This window comes from Listeria sp. PSOL-1 (assembly GCF_902806445.1).
Classification (GTDB): domain Bacteria; phylum Bacillota; class Bacilli; order Lactobacillales; family Listeriaceae; genus Listeria.
The window spans coordinates 2018804-2038779 of record NZ_LR760298.1 but is presented as its reverse complement, the minus strand read 5'-3'; the positions used below and the strand labels follow the sequence as shown (position 1 = coordinate 2038779).

The following is a 19976-nucleotide window of genomic DNA, read 5'->3' as shown; positions in this document are numbered from 1 at the left end:
TTGTGTAAGAAACCCCATAAGAATAAGCTTCTAGCCTATAATTTATTATCACATTGCTTTTAAAAAATATATATAAGCAATCTCAAGACATTGTCTTTTTTGAAACTCTATTTTTGGCTATCTTTTTACTTTATCCCTGATCATCTCTATCTTAATTGGCTGAGAAAGGAAAATAAATCACATTTGTTTATAAATTAATGATTTTTACGGATATTAATGTATTTTTTAAAAAAATCACTTGCATTTTACAAACTAGATTTGGTTTTATTAGACAGATAAGAGATTAAAAGCTTCCAGTCTTTAGGCAGAAGGAATAGAATTTCCATAATAGGAACATGATATTTTCTTTTAAACCAAATCATCATCATAATCCCACCATTTGCATAAGAAATAATCGAAGCTAATGCGGAACCCTCTATGCCAAATAGAGGAACTAATATAAGATTCAATACAATATTTAGAAAAACACTTCCTCCAAGGGATAAAAAGTAATAGCCCCAGCCTCCGTTTGCTGAGAAAAGGGTGCCGATAATTTTGACATAAACCATAAAAGGGACAGCCATAAACATCATGATTAGAACTGAATAAGCATTTGCATACGAAGATGAAAATAAAAAAATCAAAATCTCCTTGCCAAAACACAGCATGATAATAGCGATGAAACTAAGAATTGTCATACTAGCTCGCAAGGAAAACGTCATCTTCTCAATATTGTCTTTTCTTGCGTTTAAGTGATACATCACTTCTTTAAAAATATCTGGAACCATCCAAGCATATTCGGCTAATGCAACGCCGGCACTGTAAAGACCAATTTGATAAAAATCAACTGACATCCATTTTAATAAGAGAATATCTGCCTGGTAATTAATTGAGACTAAAATAGAAGTAAGAAGTGGTACAAATGCGAGGCGGGTCATTGTGCCAAAGGAAGGGCTGAAAAAACGAAATCGAAATGATTTTCTACAAAGAAAACATAAAGAACAAAACATGGATACATAACTTTTCAGGCCGTAAATGATGAAAATTGTTAGCATGCTATGTGCGGTGAGCACGCTCGCTAAAATAAGCAGAAGAACGTTTACTACAGCAGATCCAATCATGATCCAAGTCTGCACAGCGAGGTTTTCTACTAAATTAATCTGGGTTGCCTGTAAGTTTAAAATACTAACCGCAGAAACTAATAAAACTGAACCTACTAATAAATTATTTGTAAGTAATATAAAAATAACTCCAGCGATAAAATAAAGGGCAAATTGCAAAATTGAGTAACTAATAAATAATTCTTTGGCATGCGCCCATCTTTTCCTCATTTGAGGGTAAATGAGTGAAATTCCTAAATTGAATATAGTCGTAAGCACAATCACCATGTTTACTAGATACATATACTCTCCCCGAAGTGTAGGGCCTAAATATCTAGAAATAATCATTAGAGATGTAGCACCACTTAAGATGGTTACACCTTTTTTTACGGTTGTCAGGACAAATGGATTTTGTAATAATTTTTTCATTGTGTTACAACTTTCCTTGCTGATTAATAACTTTGGCTGGTACGCCACCCGCCACTGTATGAGCAGGGATCGTTGTTACGACTACTGCGCCTGCAGCTAAAGTTGTCCCTGCACCAATCTGTACGCCCGCACTTATAACAACATGACTAGCAAGCCAAGAACCAGCACCAATTGTCACCGCTTGCTCTAATGATCTTTGTTGGATTTTTCCGTTTTGATGCGTATGTTTCGAGGTTACAACAACAGACATAGGGCCAATCATGCAACCCTCTTCAATCGTTAGCCCGCCTGTTCCATTGATATAGCAATTATGTGAAATATAAACATTTTCGCCAATGATGATTTGGTCAGGTCGATTAATGATATTTCGAGTACCCATTCGGAATTTAGGTCCGCATTTTTTAAAAAACGGGCGCATCAAAGCTCCGCGTATTCTTGAAGTGATATCTGTATTAGGCAGTATACTTGTTAGTAGCTGAATAAGATGAATCGGCAGTATATAGCGCATAAATAATCGGATTTTCATTTTAGAGATTCTCCTTCTTTTCTTTTAAATACGAATAATGAACTAAGAGCATAAATGATTAAAAATAAGAATAAATTATAGCTTAGATCATTTACAATGTTCATCGTATTCTGTCCCATTACCATACCTAACCTTGTGCACACCAAAGTTAAAAAATAAAACATAGCTAGTGAGCGTGTGCGGTTAATCTTCAAACATAAATAATAGGCTAAGCATACCGTGAGGACTGAAAATAATGGCGCAGCTACGTAACCAAAGAAGATATTACCTTGCCCTATAATCGGCAAAATTTGAGTCTCTTGTGCTGCATAATAGTAGCGATGATTAAAAAAGATATTAGAATACGTAAATGGCAGGTTTTTAACCAAAACGTTGATCCCAATCATGGGACGAAAAATATCAAAAAATAAAACGGATAAATTTTGTACTTCTGGATATAAAAGTTTTGTTTCAACTGCCAAAGCTACATTGTATGGGCCACCAAAATAAACCTGTAAGTTATCTGTAAAATCTACTAAAGCACTATTACCTCCCGAAATCGATGCGATATTACGCACTTGTCCCATTAAAGAAATAATCGTTACTAATAAACTACCCGTACCCATTGCCACCCACTTAAAAAACCGGGGAAACAAACGTTGAAACACAATCAAACTAACAATGGCAGATAAGACGATATCTGAGCGATTAGTTCCTACAAAAATACCGATATTTATAATTAATAATAAAACGGCAGCTAGCAGGTAACGTTTTTTCATTGTTCTCTTATAGCCTTTATGGCAAGCGTAAATTCCTAAAAGAAATAGTAGTTGTTTGGCTATAATAAATAGATAAGTTCCTAACATAGACAAGGTATTATTATTGGAGACGACATCTACTAACCCATCTTTTGGAAATAAAAAGGTAATGGTCGAAGCTGCATTCGGAATAACAATAACAGCGATAAGGCCTACCACTGAAAAGAGCAAAAAGCCATCTCGTCTAGATTGATCAGATAATTCCTCTGCTTTTACCGGGGGTTTCCATTTCTTAGCCAATACAAGCTCCAAGATGATAATCGTTAATGCAATAGCAATTAACTCATAAATCATAAGGTAAATTGCCTTGTGCAATGAACCGGCCAAAGGAGGTTCTGGAGAGCGGCCACCATAATACCCTGTATAAACAATTAAACAAGGTAAAATAACATACCGTGCAAAACTTATGCCCGTAAATACGATCAAAAAAATATTAAATCTTCGTAATAAACAATGCGATAGTACTAAAAAAAATACTACTACATAGGTAAGAGGAAGAAGGTATAGTTTATCGTAACCTGCAGCATTTGCATTATTATAAACATATAAGCAGATCGTTAGCCCAACTATCAAAACAAGGAGGTTAAGCCCCCAAGTGTACAATGTTCTCATATTCATCCTCTTCCATCATTTCGATTATATATACTAGGTTTTCTTCAACATATATATCTACAGACAAATATATGTCGTATTCAAAAACTTCTAAACTACTATTATTAAGTTGAATTCCATAATATCTTGCCTGTACTTTTTTGATGTCCATTACTTCGTTATATAAGAATTGGCAGCTGAAAAGTGCTAAGCTCCAATTTTTCTTTTCTAACTACTTTGATAAATTTTTTCTAGTTCCTTCCAGATATGGATAGACTGGAATTCTTCTTTACTACGCTGATGTCCTCTTTCTCCCATGCTTTTAGCTAACGCTGGTTGATCTAGTAAGTTTTTCATCGCTTCATAAAGCTGAGGGACATTCCCAATATCTATGATCAAGCCGGTTTCCTCGTGAATAACTGCATCTCTTGCTCCAGTAGCATTCGTTGTTATCGTTGGTATCCGACAATAAGCTGCTTCAATCAATACGTTTCCAAAACCTTCTCGATAAGTAGGAAGAACAAGGGTGTCCATCGTGTAGTAATATGGTGTAGGATCAGAAACGAACCTTGTATACGTAATAGCTGGATGATTTTTAATTTGGAATGCTACATCCTCATCTACTGGGTCTCCATCTTCAAAATCCCCTACTAACAAAAGATTAATATTTACTTTTTCCTCTAGTAATATTAAGAAACTACGGACTAATTCGTTGACACCTTTATCCCGCGTCAACCTTCCTACAAAGCCAATAACTGGCCCTGTAAACGAGAGCTCCTTTTGTACTTGTTGAACGGCCTCTTCTTTCCTCTCTAACCGTTCTAATTCAATGCCATTGTAACTTCCTGAAGCTAAAACCTGTAGTTTAGATGCTTTAGACAACTTCTCTGCAACAAGCGTTTCCCTTAAACTGGGACTTACTGCAATACAGGTTGTAGAAATTCGAATCATTAACTTCTCAAGCAGATAGAGTATTTTACGTTTAAGTCCGCTACAAGTTTCTAATCGCAAACCAATAATAGAGTATATTCGGATTTTCGTACGACTGAGAAAAGCTGCAATACTACACAATAAACTAGCTTTCGGAGTAGAAACGTTAGAAATATCCGGTTTTACTTGAAAATAAATATAAATAATTTTTAATAAAGCAATAAAATCTGCAAAAACGGAAATTTCTCGTTTCATTGGAACTACATGGACAGTCACAGCTTTAAGTTCTTCTAATTCCAATTCAGGTCCATCCGAAGTAATTAAATGAATGCTATATCCTTTTTTTGTAAAATAGTCAAATTGTCCTTTTAATAAAGTGAGACTAAAAGGTGTTGTAACACCCATCATTATTTTTTTCATTCTTATACTCTCTCCAGTATATGATATTTAACCTTGACTTCGATCGGTGTGATAAACTTGATCGAACTAATATTTGTCAGCAAGCCTTTATTCAACCTCTAAAGAATCTCATTTTTTACAGCTAATTTTAATTGATTAAAGAATTGTCGTCTTTTACTTTGAAGGTTCAGTGATTCAAATTTCTCTGCAGTTAAAAATGCTTTTTTAGCATAACTTAATTGCACGGATGGTTCAGTGACAACTTCTATTATTTTTTTAGCAAGTGTAGTACTGTCATCTGGCTCATGCAGTTGCTTTTCTTCTAGTAATTCTGGAATTCCGCCTACATTTGAGCCTAAAGCAGGGCACCCACACGATAGGGCTTCTATAAGCGCTCGTCCTTGGCCCTCTGTTCGACTTGGCATCAAAAACAAATCAATGCTATCCAACCACTGATAGATTTCTTTATTTGGCATACTTCCAACAAAACAAACTTCTTTCTCAATGCCAAGTTGGGAAGCTAATGCCTGCCATTCAGCAGAAGGACCCTTCCCTACAATCATTAATTGAAATGGAGGCAGCTCAGGCTTTGCAATGGCAAGAGCTTTCATCGCGACATCAAAGCCTTTATAAGCAGAAGATAGTGAACCATTCATTCCGATTTTTATTGGGCCAGAAGGGTTCTCAATCTTATTTATTCGTTGCTTCTCACATGTACTTTCTCTTAATGGAAGTTCTACATTTGAACAGCTTATTGCTTTTCCACGTGTTGGATAAATTTTTTGCAATGCTTGGTCTGTGATGTATAATACATGCGGTGCATCTTGTACTCGTTTTTTCATTTTATGTTTTGCAATCGGTGCGTAAAGAGTACCTTTTAAATTTCCGTATGTGTTCATCGCTTCATAAGCGTCTCCAACTACTTCGATCGCATAAGGCTTACCCAGTGCTTTGGCTGCGTCGACTGCCATATAACCAATTTCAGAAGGCAACCTGGCAATCACTGCGTCTGTTTTAGCGACTTCCCGTTTGATTTCTTGATAAGATTTAGGGAATGGGGTAAAACATCTTACTCCATAAGGATCCGCTACTCCAACAAAATTAACTTTTGGACCGGATGAAATATTCCATTTATCAGTAGGCATGTCTGGTGATACTTTTTCCAATCGAGCTAAGATGGTTAATTCATCTGCATGTTCTAAATAACGCTTAAAACTCTCATATTGAAAAGCTACTTCTGCGAATACTTCTCCATTTTCATTGTGAAAAAAACGATTGTCATGTGCAAATAACCACTTCATAAAATGGGTTCCTTTGCAGAAGCTTCTCCTACTTGGTTAGCAAGTTCTAGTAGTATTTTCTTTAGTTTCTGCGGGGACCATAATTCAAAATTTTGAATGACTCTGGCCAGCTCCTTATAATCGGAATATTCTGCCTTTCCGATAAAAATTTTAGGATGGACTCGATTTTCTTGTATTTCATTGTCTAACAATAATTCTTCATACAGCTTTTCCCCATCACGAATTCCTGTGTATTGAATAGGTATTTCCTCAAGTGTATATCCAGAAAGGAAAATTAAATTTTTAGCAATGTCAATGATTTTAACAGATTCACCCATATCTAGAACAAAGATTTCTCCACCTTTAGATAAAGAGCCAGCTTGTAGAACTAAACTTGCTGCTTCTGGAATTGTCATAAAAAATCTAGTCATTCTTGGGTCTGTTAGCGTAATTGGACCGCCATTCATAATTTGTTTGCGAAATAATGGGATAACACTTCCTCGGCTGCCAAGTACATTGCCAAAACGAACAGATGAGAACTTAGTATCGCTAAACTTAGCTAACTGCTGAATGACCATTTCACATAGTCTCTTTGTTGCGCCCATAACATTCGTAGGGTTTACTGCTTTATCTGAAGAAATCATGACAAAAGAATCTACACCAGCTAGTTTTGCTGCTTCTCCAATATTCTTTGTTCCTATGATATTGTTCATTACAGCTTCATGAGGGTTATGCTCCATAAGTGGAACATGTTTATGTGCTGCTGCATGATAAACAATTTCTGGCTTATATTGATCCATAAGTAGGATCATCTTTTTTTTATCTTTAATATCTGCAATAAATGGGATTAATTCAACAGATGTATTTAACATTTGTAATTCTTGGTTGATTTCATAGATGCTATTTTCTCCATGACCCATCAATATAATTTTCTTAGGTTGATGACAAATTAATTGTCTACAAATCTCAGACCCAATCGAACCCCCTGCACCCGTTACAAGGATTGTTTTTCTTTTTACTTCTTTTGTAATGCTGTCTGTATCTAGTTGGACCGGTGCTCGATTTAACAGAGCTTCGAATGAGATAGATTGAAAGTCAAAGATTTCTTTCTTTTTTAAAAGTAAGTCTGTAATATTAGGAACTTCTTTACAATAAATTTTGTTTTTTTGTACAGCTTTTAAAATGAATTTTCTCTTATTCATGGAAAGAGATGGGATCGCTATAATAACTTCTGTGATAGCGTGCGCTTTAATCGCTTCATCAATATGATCTATAGGCCCAACAATAGGGAGCCCTACTAGTGTCATTTCTTTTTTTTCATGGTCATCATCAATAAAAGCTACTGGCTTACTAGCACAATTTCGTTCCTCTGATAATTTTGATGCAACAAGTTTTCCTGTACTCCCTGCGCCCACAATCAATGTCTTATTCACTTTTGTTTTAGCTAAGCCACTCATAGTACAGCCTTCTTCCTTTATTAAGTCATATAGTACTTACTGTTGTATTTTTTTTCTCTAGAATCATTCAAAATATATCCAAGTAAAGGCAAATCAAAGCTGTCTATAATGGTTTTACATTTTAACAGATTTGATTTACTGGTGCGGTTAGCACGAATAACAAGGATAGAGGCGTCTACTTCTTTCATTACAATTTTAGCATCTGCAAGTTGAATTAATGGCGTAGAGTCAATAAAGATATAATCGTAATGTTCTCTACAGGCAATTAAAAAGTTAGAAAAGGCTTCCGATGCTAATAGATCAGATGGATTTGGTGGTGTAACTCCACTAGTAATGAGGTCTATTCCATATTGTTCTTCTGTTTGGACAGCCTCTTTTATCGTATGCTGGCCAGAAAGTATTGTACTAACACCGACATCATTTTTCATATTAAATAACCGATGTTGCGTGGGATGGCGTAAATCAGCGTCAATCAGTAAGATTCGTTTTTTCTGCTGAGCAAAGGAAATCGCTAAATTAGCTACTATAGTTGACTTTCCTTCACTGTTTATCCCAGATGTCACTAAGAAAAGCTTCTTTCCCGTACCTATTGTAAAGTTGATATTCGTTCGGATGATACGAAACTGTTCATTTAGACTTTGATTAGACATACTTGCTTGAAAATGTTGCCGCTCTTTTTGGATTTTTTTCGTCTTTTTCATTTTTCGCGTTCTCTCCTTTAGAAGTGATCGACATTTCCCAAATGAGATATATCAAGAAGCTTTTGCACATCTTGTTCATTACGGATAGTTTGGTGTGTAAACTCCCAAAGAAGGATGAGCAGCATACTAATAAAGAGGCCCACTATCATGCCTATTCCGGTAACAAGATATACATTTGGTTTGGCGGGGGCTTTCTCTTGAGTTGGAGAGGTTAAGATCCGGACACCATTTACTCCTAATATATTCTCTGATTGGATAGACGTCTCCTTTAGTAAAGCTTCATTAATTTTTTGAGCTTGTTTGGCATTTGCGTCTAAAACATTAACAGTTAATACTTGAGAATCTTGACTATTCTCAACCGATATATGTTTACTTAAAGTTGATTTACTAATTGATAGCTTTAACTGTTTTCTTGCTTTTTCGATTACTTCTGGACTTGTTACAATCATTTTATACGTATTTACTAGTTGAATATTGCTTTGCACATCTGAAATTGTAAATCCGGCATTTTTTTGTTGGATAACAATTTGAGATTGAGATGCGTATATTGGTGTCATTATATATTTGGCAGTGCAAACTCCTATAAGTCCTCCTAAAACAAGAAAAATCAGGACTAATAAAGACCACTTCTTTACAAATAAAGTCAGTGATTCCAAATCAAATGATCGATTCTCTATCATTTAGAGAAATCCTTTATTGTCCAGCTAGCTGTTACATCTGAATCTTGATCTTTATATTGGATCTTATAAGGCGCTTTTCCATTTACTTGGAAATATGCTGAACCGGTTACTGTTTTTTCAGGGGCTATGATTTCCCCGATATTCTCACCTGGGTAAATACTTAATTTTTTGCTATCTTTATCTTCAATTTGCATGCCAATAGATGTAAAGGTTCGCTTAGATGAGGAATTGTTTTTTACTTTCATGTCTACTTTTAAAACACTATCTTTTTTTCCTTTATCGTCTTGCACTAAAGAAGCTTTTACCAGGGTAACGTGTAGTCCTTTAAAGTCAATGGTTTGATCTAATGAATAAGTCTTCTTTTTATCCGGTGTAATTAATTCCGAACTCTTTTTCTCTTTTGCACTTTCTTTTTTTGTATCTTTTGTATTGCCACAAGCACCTAAAGCTAAGCTTAGACAAAGAATAACTAGTAGCATTAATATACTCTGTTTTTTCATTTAACTAACCGCCTTTATTTTTTATAACGGTAACAAGAAGTTTTTCTTGTTACCGTCATTGTGTGTTTATTTGTTTATTAAAGTATTGAATGACGCTTTTTTAGCATCGATTCATTTTCTGGTTGTATTTTTTACTTAGCTGCTTTTACTGTTGTTGTTATTGGATCGCTATAAGCTCCGTTACTTGGGTTTTGCATTTGTACACTTACTTTTGTACCTACTGCTTGCTTGCCAATAACTTTGCTATAGCTGCCATCTTCCTCTGCATAAGCGACATTCACAGCTACATCATTAATCAGGATACGGATTTTAGCTTTAGCTGGGGCCTTTCCTGTAACTACTGTGTTATCTGTTGTCATTTCATTGATTGTTAATTCTTTTTCAGCTTCTTTTACAGTTGTTGTCACTGGATTTCCATAAGCGCCAGTACTTGGGTTTTGCATTTGTACACTTACTTCTGTACCTACTGGTTGCTTACCGATGACTTTACTATAGTTACCATTTTCATCTGCATAAGCGATGTTTACTGCTTCGCCATTAACCAGAATTCTTACTTTAGAATTAGCTGGAGCTGTTCCTGAAACAGTTGTATCAGATGTTGTCATTTCCTTGATTGTTAACGCTTTTTCAGCTACTTTTACAATGGTTGTTACTGAATCGCTATATGCTCCAGTATTCGGGTTTTGTACTTGAGCACCTACTTCTGTACCTACTGGTTGCTTACCGATGACTTTACTATAGTTGCCATTTTCATCTGCATAAGCGATGTTTACTGCTTCGCCGTTAACCAGAATTCTTACTTTAGAATTAGCTGGAGCTGTTCCTGAAACTGTAGTATCATCTGTTGTCATTTCATTGATTGTTAATGTAGTTGCAACTACTGTTACTGTTGTTGTCACTACATCGCCGTATGCTCCAGTATGCGGGTTTTGTGCTTGAACACCTACAACAGTTCCTGCTGGGTGCTTGCCAATGACTTTACTATAGTTACCATTTTCATCTGCAGTTCCTACATTGACAGCTGTACCATTAACCAAGAAGCGAAGTTTTGCATTAGCTGGGGCTGTTCCGGTTACAGTATTATCGCTTTCTGTTAATGAATTAATTGTTACAGTTTGATCTACTTGTTCTACTGTTACAGTTGTTGGTGAAGAAGTATTGTTATCTTTATCTGTCAAAGTAACAACAATTTTCTTTCCTCCAGCTTGCGCTGGGATAGTCACTGAGAAAGTTCCATCTTCGCCAACTGTCTCTGTTTTTACACTACCATCTTCAAGTTTAACTTTTACTGTAGCGCCTTTTTCTCCGCTACCTGTGACTACTGTATCTGTTTCTTTAACTGTGTCTACTCTTGGAGCGTCTGGAGCTGTTCTATCTGCTACTGTTACTGTCTTTGTTGTTTCTTTATTTTTGTTTGCAGCAACCACTTTAACTTCTGTCCCTGCTGCTAATTTACCAGTTGGGATTGAATATTTGCCATCGTCTGCTACTATACCTGTTACTGTTCTATCACCAATAATTGCTTTGATCGTAGAACCAGGTGTTGTTATTCCAGTAATGTCTGTTTTGTTATCTGCTGCTTCATCGACAGTTAAGTCTGGTGCTTTGATGTTTTCACCTGCAATGCGGTTATATTTATTAGCTTGGAAGTTCGTTACAAAATTACTATCATCTGAAGTGTTGTTACTTGAAGTAAAGGCATTAATAGTAGTTGAACCAGTTAAATCATCCCAAGATAATGATGGTTTATCCGTTGCATTTGCTTTTTCCCATACACCTAAAGTTTGATTTGCAAAGCTTAACTTTGAGGCTCCTTCAGAGTAGAAAACTTGTGCAGTTGATTTTGGTGCTTGAATGTCATAAGATGCCGTATTATTTAATTTAAAGTTTCCATATTTTAAATAAATTGCATAATCTGAAACTCTTGAAGCTTTTACATTAAATGTTGCATTTGGATCTACGGTAATATTTCTAGCATAAATTTGTGCTGAAGCGTAATCTTCATTTGTTGTCGCTAGTTTTACTACTGCATTACTTGCTACATTAAAGTCACCGTTTACTACATAGACTCCATTTCTACTATTAAAATTAACTTTAGCTCCATCATGAATATTGATTTCACTATCCGCAACAGCAGCATGAGCAGCATACTCGTCAGTAGTAAAGTTTACTTCTGCATTATCCATGATGTCAAACTTGCCAAGACCTACTAGATAAACTGGTGCTAGTTTACTTTTGATGTCAACTTTAGAGTTGGGTTGGAAAATAACATTCCCAGTAGATGCTAAATGAATACCGCGTACGTCGATACTTTCGATGTTAAAAGTAGCACCTGTTGCCACATTTACTTGGGAATCAGCACCAAGCATGTAGATCCCAGTGGTTTTACTCTTCATTTTAACTTTTGCATTTTTTTGAATATCTACCTTGCTGTTTGCGCCTATTGCATAAATAGGATGAGAATTATTATCAAATTCAACATCAGATCCTTCTTCAAAAATAATAGAAGATTTTCCGGTAGAAGTAATCCCTGTCCCACCTGGGGTCGATAACTTCACTATAGAATCTTTTTTAAAGTTAACGTTTCGAGCTTCAATATTTTCTTGCCCGTTTGTTGATTTAAGTGTTGTTGTACCAGAAATATTTACTGTCCCGTTAACATTAAAAATTGATTGTAAGCCGTTATAATCAACATTATTAAGATTAATTGTGTAACCTTCTACACTAGATACAACGATACCGTACCAAGCTAAGTCACCATCGCCTTTATCACTAACCACTTTTAAATCATTAATTGTGACTGTATTGGCACCATTTCCTTCTCCATCAATCGTTTGTCTATGTTGATTCATTGTATGCCCATGACCATTAATAACTACTGAACGAAATACTCTAGCATCTTTAGCTATCGTAGTTGGAAACTCAATGTCTGCAGTTAAATTAATTTCGCCAACTTCTCGATTAGCTAACGCTGCTTTAAATTCAGCAAAGTTACTAACATCCACTGCTTTCCCATCTTCTACTGCTTTTGCTGTTTGGCTTTTGCTTACTGATGATGCTTTTGTGCTTACTACTTTATTTTTATCTGCTGCTAGTACAGATGCTGGTACAAAAGTTGCCACTTGGCTTCCAACAGTAAGTGCACTAATACCGATAATTAAACCTTTTTGTAAAACTTTTTTATTTTTTTTCTTTACCATGTTCTCCTCCTAAATGTTATGCTTTAAGGGTATATGATCCTGTTTATTATTTAAATTTTGATAATATCAAAATTTTTCTGTATATGATTAAGTTTTTTTCGCAAAGTTGTTTTACTGAAGCTGTTTTTCTTATTCATATTCCTTCTGTTCCCCCCAAAACAATATTGCACTATAATTTAACTCACCCCCCTTAAAACCAGATAATTCTAAATTCACTTATAATTTTTTTATTAAGTAATGATAATTAAATTAATATGCTTTTATCATCTTGCTTATTATTATCACCGTATTTTTCAATATAATTTAAATCAGTAATGTAAATTGGTTTTTTATTGAGCGGAGAAATAATCCCCTCTTTTTCCATCTCATTTAAAATACGCGATACTTGCTTGGTTGAACATAAACAACAAGCAGCAATCAATTTAATTGAAACAAATTTTGGTAAGAAACAGCGATTGGAAGTTTTTGTTGAGTATTTACTGATAAAATTAATGATTCTTTGTTTGACAGGAGATGTAATGCTTGTTTCTAAATAATTTAGTTCCGTTAATTTATTTTTCCATAGAAGATAAATGAAATTTGATAACAAACCATGACGTTCTAATTCATCAAACAAACGAACTTTATCAAAAATGGCTACTTTCCCGTAAAACAAAGTTGCATTATTTTCATGTGCTAGCGTATCTATCACTTCATACGAACTATAAAGTCTACCAGCTCTGGTTCTGAGGTCCTCTTTTAATAGAATGCCGGATTTCATTATATAAATCTTTTTTTCATCTAAAAAAAGCGTGCGCTCCTTCTTGGCTACGAATTCTTCATCTTGAAACTTTTGGATAATGTATTTAAGCAGTATTTCTTGCTCCTCTACATGATCTTGAAACTCAAAAAAGTCCAACTTTCCACCCCCAAATTCATTATCACATTACTGTAAAAAAAAATATATAAGTAAACATAAGACATTGTCTTCAATTTCAGCTTATTATTGGCTGAATTTTTACGTTAACGTCAGCACTTTACATATTAATTGATTGGAGGTGGAAAATAAATTACATTTGTTTATGAATTGATAACATTTGCGGATATTAATGTATTTCTAAAAGGATAATAAACTTCTCATCGGTTATTTGAATATTAAAGTGTAAATTACTATATTTATTACATATTTTTTTTATGATATGAAGGCCCTTACCTCTATGGCCTGCTTTAGTGGAATAGTTTTTATTAGTTATCTTTTGTAAATCAATTTTGTTTTCAGAAGGGAGGTTATTTGCAACTCTGATATAGATGTGTTGATCAACTTCTGCTAGCTCTACTTCAATTGATGGTCTTTCTGCATAAACGCTTGCTTCCATCGCATTATCAAGCACGATATTTAAAATACGTATGCAATCAAAAATATTGATCTCTATATGCGTGATATAATTCAATACTCTAACATCTAAAGCAATGTTTCTTTCTTTTATATATTGTATCTTCTTTAATAATGCTCCTTGAATTGGAAAGTTCGTGATTTTTGAAACTTCACTATAAACATCGTCTGCCAACTCCGTCTCAGAGTAATTGGCAAGTTTTTTCAAATAAGTTAACGCTTCATCATTGCGTTCTTGCTCTAAAAAGCTCATTAAAGACAATAAAATACCCTTATAATCATGCTTAAATTCCTCAGTTTGATCAATCTGTTCGCGTTGTATTCGGTACTCTTCTGCTTGCCTTTGTACGAGTTGGTATTCAATTTCTCTTTTTGCAATCGCATAAGCAATAATAAAAAGATGTAAAAAAACTAACACAACCAGCCATGTACTTAAAAGCCTTTGCTGCTGTGACGCATAGCTATAGTGAATTCTGTATACAACAAACGTAATAAAGCTCACTATAAAAAGATAATTAAACATCTGATAAGAATAATTAATACTCATCAACTTATTAATTAACTTATAATTAACTTCAAAAAATTTCATGACTGCTAATAAAAACAAGAAAAGAGAGTAATAGATAATACATAACACTAAAATAGAGGGCGTTAAAAAAATAACAATCATTTCATAACTAACAAAATGCGGAATAAAATTACTCATAAAATAGACAGATAATAAAATCAATGCAATGAAAACCTTTTTTGTATGCATCCAAAAAATGACCGACAGTAAAAGATGATAAACTAAAACGCCAACGTTTAATATCAGCATTATCGTAAACAAACTTTCCTCTCGAAAAGAATATAAAAGTATGAATAAGATAGCAAAAAATGGCAATAAATATTTTAAAATGTCTTTTAGAAAGAAAAACTTCTTATATCCTAAAAAACAGCTAAAAATAATGCCATTTATATAAATAAAATATATATAATAAATTTCCACATTAATCACCTATAAAGTTACGTATTTTATCAATTATTCTAATGCCCAGTTCAATTTCTTCTCCGCTATAAAAAACGACTTTCCTTTCAATTCTATTGATCTCTTTGATATTCAATATATTAATGATGTAGGAATTTAAGTCTAGATAAAATAATTGATTGTTTTCTTGCAGTTCTTGTTTGATTTCTTTAAGCGTTTTTCCAATAATATATTGGCTTGATATCGTTACAATGACAGAGTTTTTTTGCCCTTTTAGGGTTTTTATATAATTGATATCGCTTAATAGTATATTTAAAATATTGCCGCCCCATCTAAATTGGTAATGCTCAGCTTCATTGGTTCTTCTTGTTGTAATATCTATAATTTGAGTGAGTGTCTCTTCCAATTGGTCATGTAAAGAAAGCGTACTCCCAACATTTTTCACTAAATAATTGATTGGCAAGATTTGCTCGTTAATGATTTGCAGAACGTTTTGCGTATTGGAAGTGCAAAAAACGATAAAGCATTTTAAATTGTTTTTTCGAATTTTTTTAGCCAACTCAATACCATTAAAATTAGTATTAAAATCAATATCAACAATAAAAACGTCATCATCGTTAATATCATCTGAAACGTTTTGATAAAACGCGAACAAATCTTTAACTCCGATCACATCATAATCGATTCTCGCCTTTTTTTCTAGAATTAACTGAACATGTTTTTCCAAATATTCTCGGTGTAAAAAGTTATCTTCTAATATATATAAATTCACTTTTAGTCCTCCCTAAATGCAAGTTTATTTTTTAATTCCCGATAATTTTGAAAGCAAAACTAATGTTCATCCGCCCTTTCTTTAGCACTTTATACCGCAAAAGTATTATCTCATAAAAAAACCTCTTCTTCAAATGAAAAAGAGGTTTTCGGTTACCGCAAAACCTAATTTTTTACAACTCAACAGAAAGGTGGATGCTAAAGAATTTATCTTTAACACTAACCCCGTAAGATAGGTTATGGTAACTACTACAGATTTGGTTCATAATGTGTAATCCTCGACCACGATGATTTTGTTTTGTTGTATAATGATTGCGCATAATTTTCTCAAAATCAATCGCCCCTTCTTTTACACTATTTATCACTTTAACCATTAATTTACTCTGAGCACAGTCCAATTCAATCGCAATAAAAGGTGTTTCAGACTCAACAGCTGCTTCAAGAGCATTATCAATAACAATATTAAGCAAGCGAAGAAAATCAAAAATATTAATTCCAATATCATTCACATAATTCCCAACGGTTACTTGTACTATAACTCCTTGACTACGAATACTTTCTACTTTCTTTAAAAGCAATCCTTGAACAGGGAAATAAGTGATCTTTGAGATCTCTGTGTAAATGTTTTCTTCCAAACTTTTTTCAGCATATTGTGTTAGTTTTTGAATATAGTCTAGGGCTTCATCGCATTTTTCCTGTTCAATATAACTCACTAAACTAAGCAGAATCCCTTTATAATCTCGTTTAAATGCATCTGTTTTTTGGATGATTTCTTTTTGCTTCTGAAATTCAAGCAGTTGGCTCTGAATGATTTTACGCTGCTTTTCGTTTCTAATAACAAAATAGACAATTAAAAATAAATTACTAAAAACAAGGATAACAACCCAAGAAAGAAAATATTCTTGGTTAGGCTCCATATTAATATAACGAATTTGAATAAAAGAAAATGTAAGAAAAATAAGAATAAAAATAAAGTTAAATCGTTGATATTTTGGTTTTATCGTTAATAAATTCTCCAAAATATTTAGCCGGTAGCCCAGCCACTTTAAAATTAAAACTAAACTAATGAAGAAAATATGGAAAATAAGGATAATTTGCCATAGATACTGTACTTTAAAAATAGTTACTACTTCAATTGTCATAAACCTGGTTACAAAGTTAAATGAAAATAAAACAGCAATGATGCTTAATGTTACAAACAATAATTTTAAATTTTTATAAAAAATAAGTGCAATAACTAAATAAAACAAAAGAAAATAGAGCTCTAAAACCATGTCCTTCTGTAAAAAGGGTTCGACCAAAAACTGAAAGTGATCAATCAAAAAGAAGATACAGATGTAGGGCAACATAAAAAACAAAAAATCTTTAATGAAAATCATCTTTTTATATCCGATAACAAATGAAAATAGCACCCCATCTAATAAGAACATGTAGATATACAGTGCACTCATCCCAATCCCCCCACGTAGTTCCTAATTTTATCAATGATTCGCGTCCCGACATAAAGTTCTGATCCGTTAGTAAATACAATAATATTTTCACTACGATTCACTGATTTGATTGCTCTTGTATTCACAATATAAGAGTTCAAGCCGCAATAAATATCAGGATAATTTTTGGGAATTTCATTTTTTACGCGAGAAATAGATTTTCCAACGATGTATTCGCCTTTTTTGGTGACAACCCGGACGCTTTTTCGTTGACCTTTTAGTGAGCTGATAAATACAAGTTCGCTTAAAAGAACCGTTAATACGTTAGCTCCCCACTGAAATGATAATTTGCCTTCGTTCGCATGGCGTTCTAGTACAGCAAAATAAACAAGTTCCAATGCTGTTTTTAATTGAGCCTCAATCGTTAGAGCACTACCTGGATTTTTTACAATATAATACATTGGCATAATGTTTTTATTAATCACTTCCATACTTCTTGACGCATTAGCAGTACAAAAAATGATAAAACAGTCTCGGTTTATATTTCTAATTTTTTCAGCTAAGGAAATTCCATTGAAATACATATTAAAATCTACATCAATTAAAAAAACATCATTATTTTGCACATTTATTTGCATTTGCTTATAAAAACAGTCCAAGTCTTGGATAAGTTTAACCGTATAACTTTTATCCTTATAATAGGTTTCTAGAATCTCAGTTGTATGCTTTCCTAAGTATTCACGATGTAAGAAATGATCTTCTAAAATATATACATTTAGCAATTTAGTCTTCTCCTTGATTTCTTTCGTTAATGTCGAGTTCTTCACTAGAAAAACAGAAGCATTTTGAACACAAATGAAATAAATCGGCGACAAGCGCTCGTACTTAAAGATTTTATTAAACCCTTAAGTACAAACGCTTCCGCTCGATTTATTGTGAATAAGATGTAGATACCTACACTGCATTACTTAAAAATACAGTGTAGTCATTTTTGATTTTACTTTTTTCACGAATAATTATCTTGATATATCTGTAATATCTATCCAAGGCTCTTTACCTGGCATATCGCCTGCATTAGCCCACCATTTTGCTTTGTAAATTCTATCGTTGTAAGTGACAATGGAATCAGCTGGATAGTTTTGATCTGCAGACCATTCAGGAATTGTGCCTGGAGGAACGAGTTCTTTCCAAGGACTGTTTGTACCTTCTCCAGGAACATCTAGTTCACCAGCCCACCATTTTGCTTCATAGTTTTTGCCTTTATAAGTGACACGATCACCTAGAAGATATGTTTTTGAGCTATCCCAAGTTGGGTAGTCTCCATCTGCTGGTTTGCTTTCTGTCAGTCCATAAATATAGTTACTTGTTCCTGAAGAATAGTTTCCTGCTTCATCATAAGCTCTAACTGCGAAGGCATAGATTGTTTCAGGTTCTAAATTCTTAGCTGTATAAGTTGTACCGCTTGTAACATCTGCAATCTCTTTACCGTCACGATTATACACTTTATATCCTGCTACTTTGTTGTTATCTTTAGAAGCATCCCATTTCATGCTTACTTCTGTTGCAGTTACCTTAGTAGCTTGTAGATTTGTTGGGTCTGTTGGTCTTTCTGTATCAGGTGTGTTGCTAGAATCTTTTTCAGTATGCGGTGTAATTATTTTACTTGTTATTGACTTGTTACCACTAGTATCAACTGCTCGTACGAAATATGCATACGTTGTATCAGCTTTCAAACCAGTATCTTTAAATGAAGTTCCTTTGACTGTTTTAATTGGTTCACTGTTGCGGTAAACTTCATATTCTTTTATAGCAACGTCGTCTTTTGCTTCATCCCATGCTAGTGAGATTGTGTTGCTTGTTACTTCAGTTGTTCTTAGGTTTTCTGGTGCTGATGGGTTTGTTGTGTCGCCTGGTGGTGTTGGATTTCCATCAATTAGATCACGATAACGGTTTGCAAATTCCCAGTTGTATGTGTTGCCATCCTTATCTTTCCCATTATCCCAGTTTACGGACCAAGTCATGATACCTTTAAGAGGTCTACCTTCTAAGGCTAATTTATTATACGCATTGTAAACTGCTGTTGGATCTTTAACATAACCAGATCCAGCTGCATCATTATTTGCAGGTAAACCAAGTACTAATTTATCTGATGGAATAGCTGCGTAGCCATTTCCTTTGATAATTGCATCACTCATGTAGTATAAGAATTGTTCTTTAACTTCGTCATTATTTTGTTGCAAGTTGCCCAAGCCGTCAACCCAGATTCCATCTCCGCCTTGATTATAAAGTTGCGGGTTAATCCAGTCATAGTAACCTTCTAATGCATTAATATAACTAACATAGCTTTGGCCAGTACGCATATTAGGGAATTCAGGTGCCATTGTGATTAAGAAGTTCTTACCTAATTTTGCATAGTGATCTTTTACTTGTTTAAGTGCTTTTGGAATAACTGTTTGGTTGTCTGCAGCTGTGATTGCAATTTGTTCTAAATCAATGTCTAATCCGTCAAAACCATAAGTGTCTACTTGACGAATAAGTTCTTTAGCAAATGCGTCTTCATCACCTTTTTTCAGGCTGATTTGTGCTTCTGCTCCACCTAATGCAAGTAAAACAGATTTACCTTGCTCGTTTAATTTACTGATTTGATTTCTGAATTCTTTATCGGTCATGTTGTATGGCTCAAATGTAGGAATTCGGCTAGTTGCTCCTTCTTCGGTTTTCATGAAGGAAACATCAATAACATTATAAGCAGAATTGATTTCATCAAGCTTCATGCTCGCAGAAGAACCTTGTTGATAACCATCACGGAAACCTTCTTTCCAGTTGTGCCAGTAGCCAACCATTATGTCTCCAGTTGGGTTAACCAT

The 19976-nt window shown here is 34.1% G+C and carries 16 protein-coding genes and 2 pseudogenes; all 18 read right to left on the bottom strand.

Annotated elements, in window-relative coordinates; all coding sequences use genetic code 11:
• Nucleotides 1–245: 245 nt before the first annotated feature.
• Nucleotides 246–1508, bottom strand: a complete 1263-nt coding sequence (locus G6Q10_RS09750; RefSeq protein ID WP_163655538.1) for an MATE family efflux transporter — start codon at nucleotides 1506–1508, stop codon at nucleotides 246–248.
• A gap of 4 nt (nucleotides 1509–1512) precedes the next feature.
• Nucleotides 1513–2034, bottom strand: coding sequence for an acyltransferase (locus G6Q10_RS09745; RefSeq protein ID WP_163655536.1), 522 nt, complete (start codon nucleotides 2032–2034; stop codon nucleotides 1513–1515).
• Nucleotides 2031–3443 (bottom strand): hypothetical protein, encoded by a 1413-nt coding sequence (locus G6Q10_RS09740; protein ID WP_163655534.1) that lies wholly within the window; start codon nucleotides 3441–3443, stop codon nucleotides 2031–2033. Before G6Q10_RS09740 ends, G6Q10_RS09745 begins: the two co-directional genes overlap by 4 nt.
• Before the next feature lie 207 nt (nucleotides 3444–3650).
• The gene (locus G6Q10_RS09735) at nucleotides 3651–4772 is read right to left on the bottom strand and encodes a glycosyltransferase family 4 protein (protein WP_163655532.1); all 1122 of its coding nucleotides are present in this window, start codon (nucleotides 4770–4772) and stop codon (nucleotides 3651–3653) included.
• Between the two features lie 98 nt (nucleotides 4773–4870).
• Nucleotides 4871–6052, bottom strand: a complete 1182-nt coding sequence (locus G6Q10_RS09730) for a glycosyltransferase (RefSeq protein WP_163655530.1) — start codon at nucleotides 6050–6052, stop codon at nucleotides 4871–4873.
• The gene (locus tag G6Q10_RS09725; RefSeq protein ID WP_163655528.1) at nucleotides 6049–7488 is read right to left on the bottom strand and encodes a polysaccharide biosynthesis protein; all 1440 of its coding nucleotides are present in this window, start codon (nucleotides 7486–7488) and stop codon (nucleotides 6049–6051) included. The genes G6Q10_RS09730 and G6Q10_RS09725 overlap by 4 nt, the downstream gene beginning before the upstream one ends.
• A 20-nt stretch (nucleotides 7489–7508) precedes the next feature.
• On the bottom strand, nucleotides 7509–8189 hold the full coding sequence (locus G6Q10_RS09720) for a CpsD/CapB family tyrosine-protein kinase (protein WP_163655526.1): 681 nt from the start codon (nucleotides 8187–8189) through the stop codon (nucleotides 7509–7511).
• A 17-nt stretch (nucleotides 8190–8206) separates the two neighbouring features.
• Nucleotides 8207–8869 carry a YveK family protein gene (locus tag G6Q10_RS09715; RefSeq protein WP_163655524.1) on the bottom strand — a complete coding sequence of 221 codons (663 nt, stop codon included), beginning with the start codon at nucleotides 8867–8869 and terminating at the stop codon, nucleotides 8207–8209.
• Complete coding sequence (locus G6Q10_RS09710) at nucleotides 8866–9369, bottom strand: DUF4352 domain-containing protein (protein ID WP_163655522.1); 504 nt, start codon at nucleotides 9367–9369, stop codon at nucleotides 8866–8868. The genes G6Q10_RS09715 and G6Q10_RS09710 overlap by 4 nt, the downstream gene beginning before the upstream one ends.
• A 131-nt stretch (nucleotides 9370–9500) precedes the next feature.
• On the bottom strand, nucleotides 9501–12569 hold the full coding sequence (locus G6Q10_RS09705; RefSeq protein ID WP_163655520.1) for an Ig-like domain-containing protein: 3069 nt from the start codon (nucleotides 12567–12569) through the stop codon (nucleotides 9501–9503).
• A gap of 244 nt (nucleotides 12570–12813) precedes the next feature.
• Nucleotides 12814–13467: a cyclic nucleotide-binding domain-containing protein gene (locus G6Q10_RS09700; protein ID WP_163655518.1), complete on the bottom strand. Its 654-nt coding sequence runs from the start codon at nucleotides 13465–13467 to the stop codon at nucleotides 12814–12816.
• Nucleotides 13468–13654: 187 nt separating this feature from the next.
• Complete coding sequence (locus G6Q10_RS09695; protein ID WP_163655516.1) at nucleotides 13655–14929, bottom strand: sensor histidine kinase; 1275 nt, start codon at nucleotides 14927–14929, stop codon at nucleotides 13655–13657.
• Between the two features lies 1 nt (nucleotide 14930).
• Nucleotides 14931–15680, bottom strand: a complete 750-nt coding sequence (locus G6Q10_RS09690) for a LytR/AlgR family response regulator transcription factor (RefSeq protein WP_163655514.1) — start codon at nucleotides 15678–15680, stop codon at nucleotides 14931–14933.
• 172 nt (nucleotides 15681–15852) lie between these two features.
• Entirely contained in the window at nucleotides 15853–17130 is a 1278-nt protein-coding gene (locus G6Q10_RS09685; protein ID WP_163655512.1) for a GHKL domain-containing protein, read from the bottom strand.
• Nucleotides 17127–17891, bottom strand: a complete 765-nt coding sequence (locus tag G6Q10_RS09680) for a LytR/AlgR family response regulator transcription factor (RefSeq protein ID WP_163655510.1) — start codon at nucleotides 17889–17891, stop codon at nucleotides 17127–17129. The genes G6Q10_RS09685 and G6Q10_RS09680 overlap by 4 nt, the downstream gene beginning before the upstream one ends.
• A 234-nt stretch (nucleotides 17892–18125) precedes the next feature.
• Nucleotides 18126–18455, bottom strand: a complete 330-nt coding sequence (locus tag G6Q10_RS10200; protein ID WP_370519546.1) for a carbohydrate-binding protein — start codon at nucleotides 18453–18455, stop codon at nucleotides 18126–18128.
• Between the two features lie 48 nt (nucleotides 18456–18503).
• Nucleotides 18504–18989, bottom strand: a pseudogene (locus G6Q10_RS10195) (fibronectin type III domain-containing protein); the annotation flags it as partial.
• Nucleotides 18990–19040: 51 nt separating this feature from the next.
• Nucleotides 19041–19976 (bottom strand): annotated as a pseudogene (locus G6Q10_RS10190) (glycosyl hydrolase family 18 protein); the annotation flags it as partial.

Coding starts and splice junctions, on each gene's coding strand:
- G6Q10_RS09750 (WP_163655538.1), bottom strand. CDS start 1,508: ATGAAAAAATTATTACAAAATCCATTTGTCCTGACAACCGTAAAAAAA.
- G6Q10_RS09745 (WP_163655536.1), bottom strand. CDS start 2,034: ATGAAAATCCGATTATTTATGCGCTATATACTGCCGATTCATCTTATT.
- G6Q10_RS09740 (WP_163655534.1), bottom strand. CDS start 3,443: ATGAGAACATTGTACACTTGGGGGCTTAACCTCCTTGTTTTGATAGTT.
- G6Q10_RS09735 (WP_163655532.1), bottom strand. CDS start 4,772: ATGAAAAAAATAATGATGGGTGTTACAACACCTTTTAGTCTCACTTTA.
- G6Q10_RS09730 (WP_163655530.1), bottom strand. CDS start 6,052: ATGAAGTGGTTATTTGCACATGACAATCGTTTTTTTCACAATGAAAAT.
- G6Q10_RS09725 (WP_163655528.1), bottom strand. CDS start 7,488: ATGAGTGGCTTAGCTAAAACAAAAGTGAATAAGACATTGATTGTGGGC.
- G6Q10_RS09720 (WP_163655526.1), bottom strand. CDS start 8,189: ATGAAAAAGACGAAAAAAATCCAAAAAGAGCGGCAACATTTTCAAGCA.
- G6Q10_RS09715 (WP_163655524.1), bottom strand. CDS start 8,869: ATGATAGAGAATCGATCATTTGATTTGGAATCACTGACTTTATTTGTA.
- G6Q10_RS09710 (WP_163655522.1), bottom strand. CDS start 9,369: ATGAAAAAACAGAGTATATTAATGCTACTAGTTATTCTTTGTCTAAGC.
- G6Q10_RS09705 (WP_163655520.1), bottom strand. CDS start 12,569: ATGGTAAAGAAAAAAAATAAAAAAGTTTTACAAAAAGGTTTAATTATC.
- G6Q10_RS09685 (WP_163655512.1), bottom strand. CDS start 17,130: ATGAGTGCACTGTATATCTACATGTTCTTATTAGATGGGGTGCTATTT.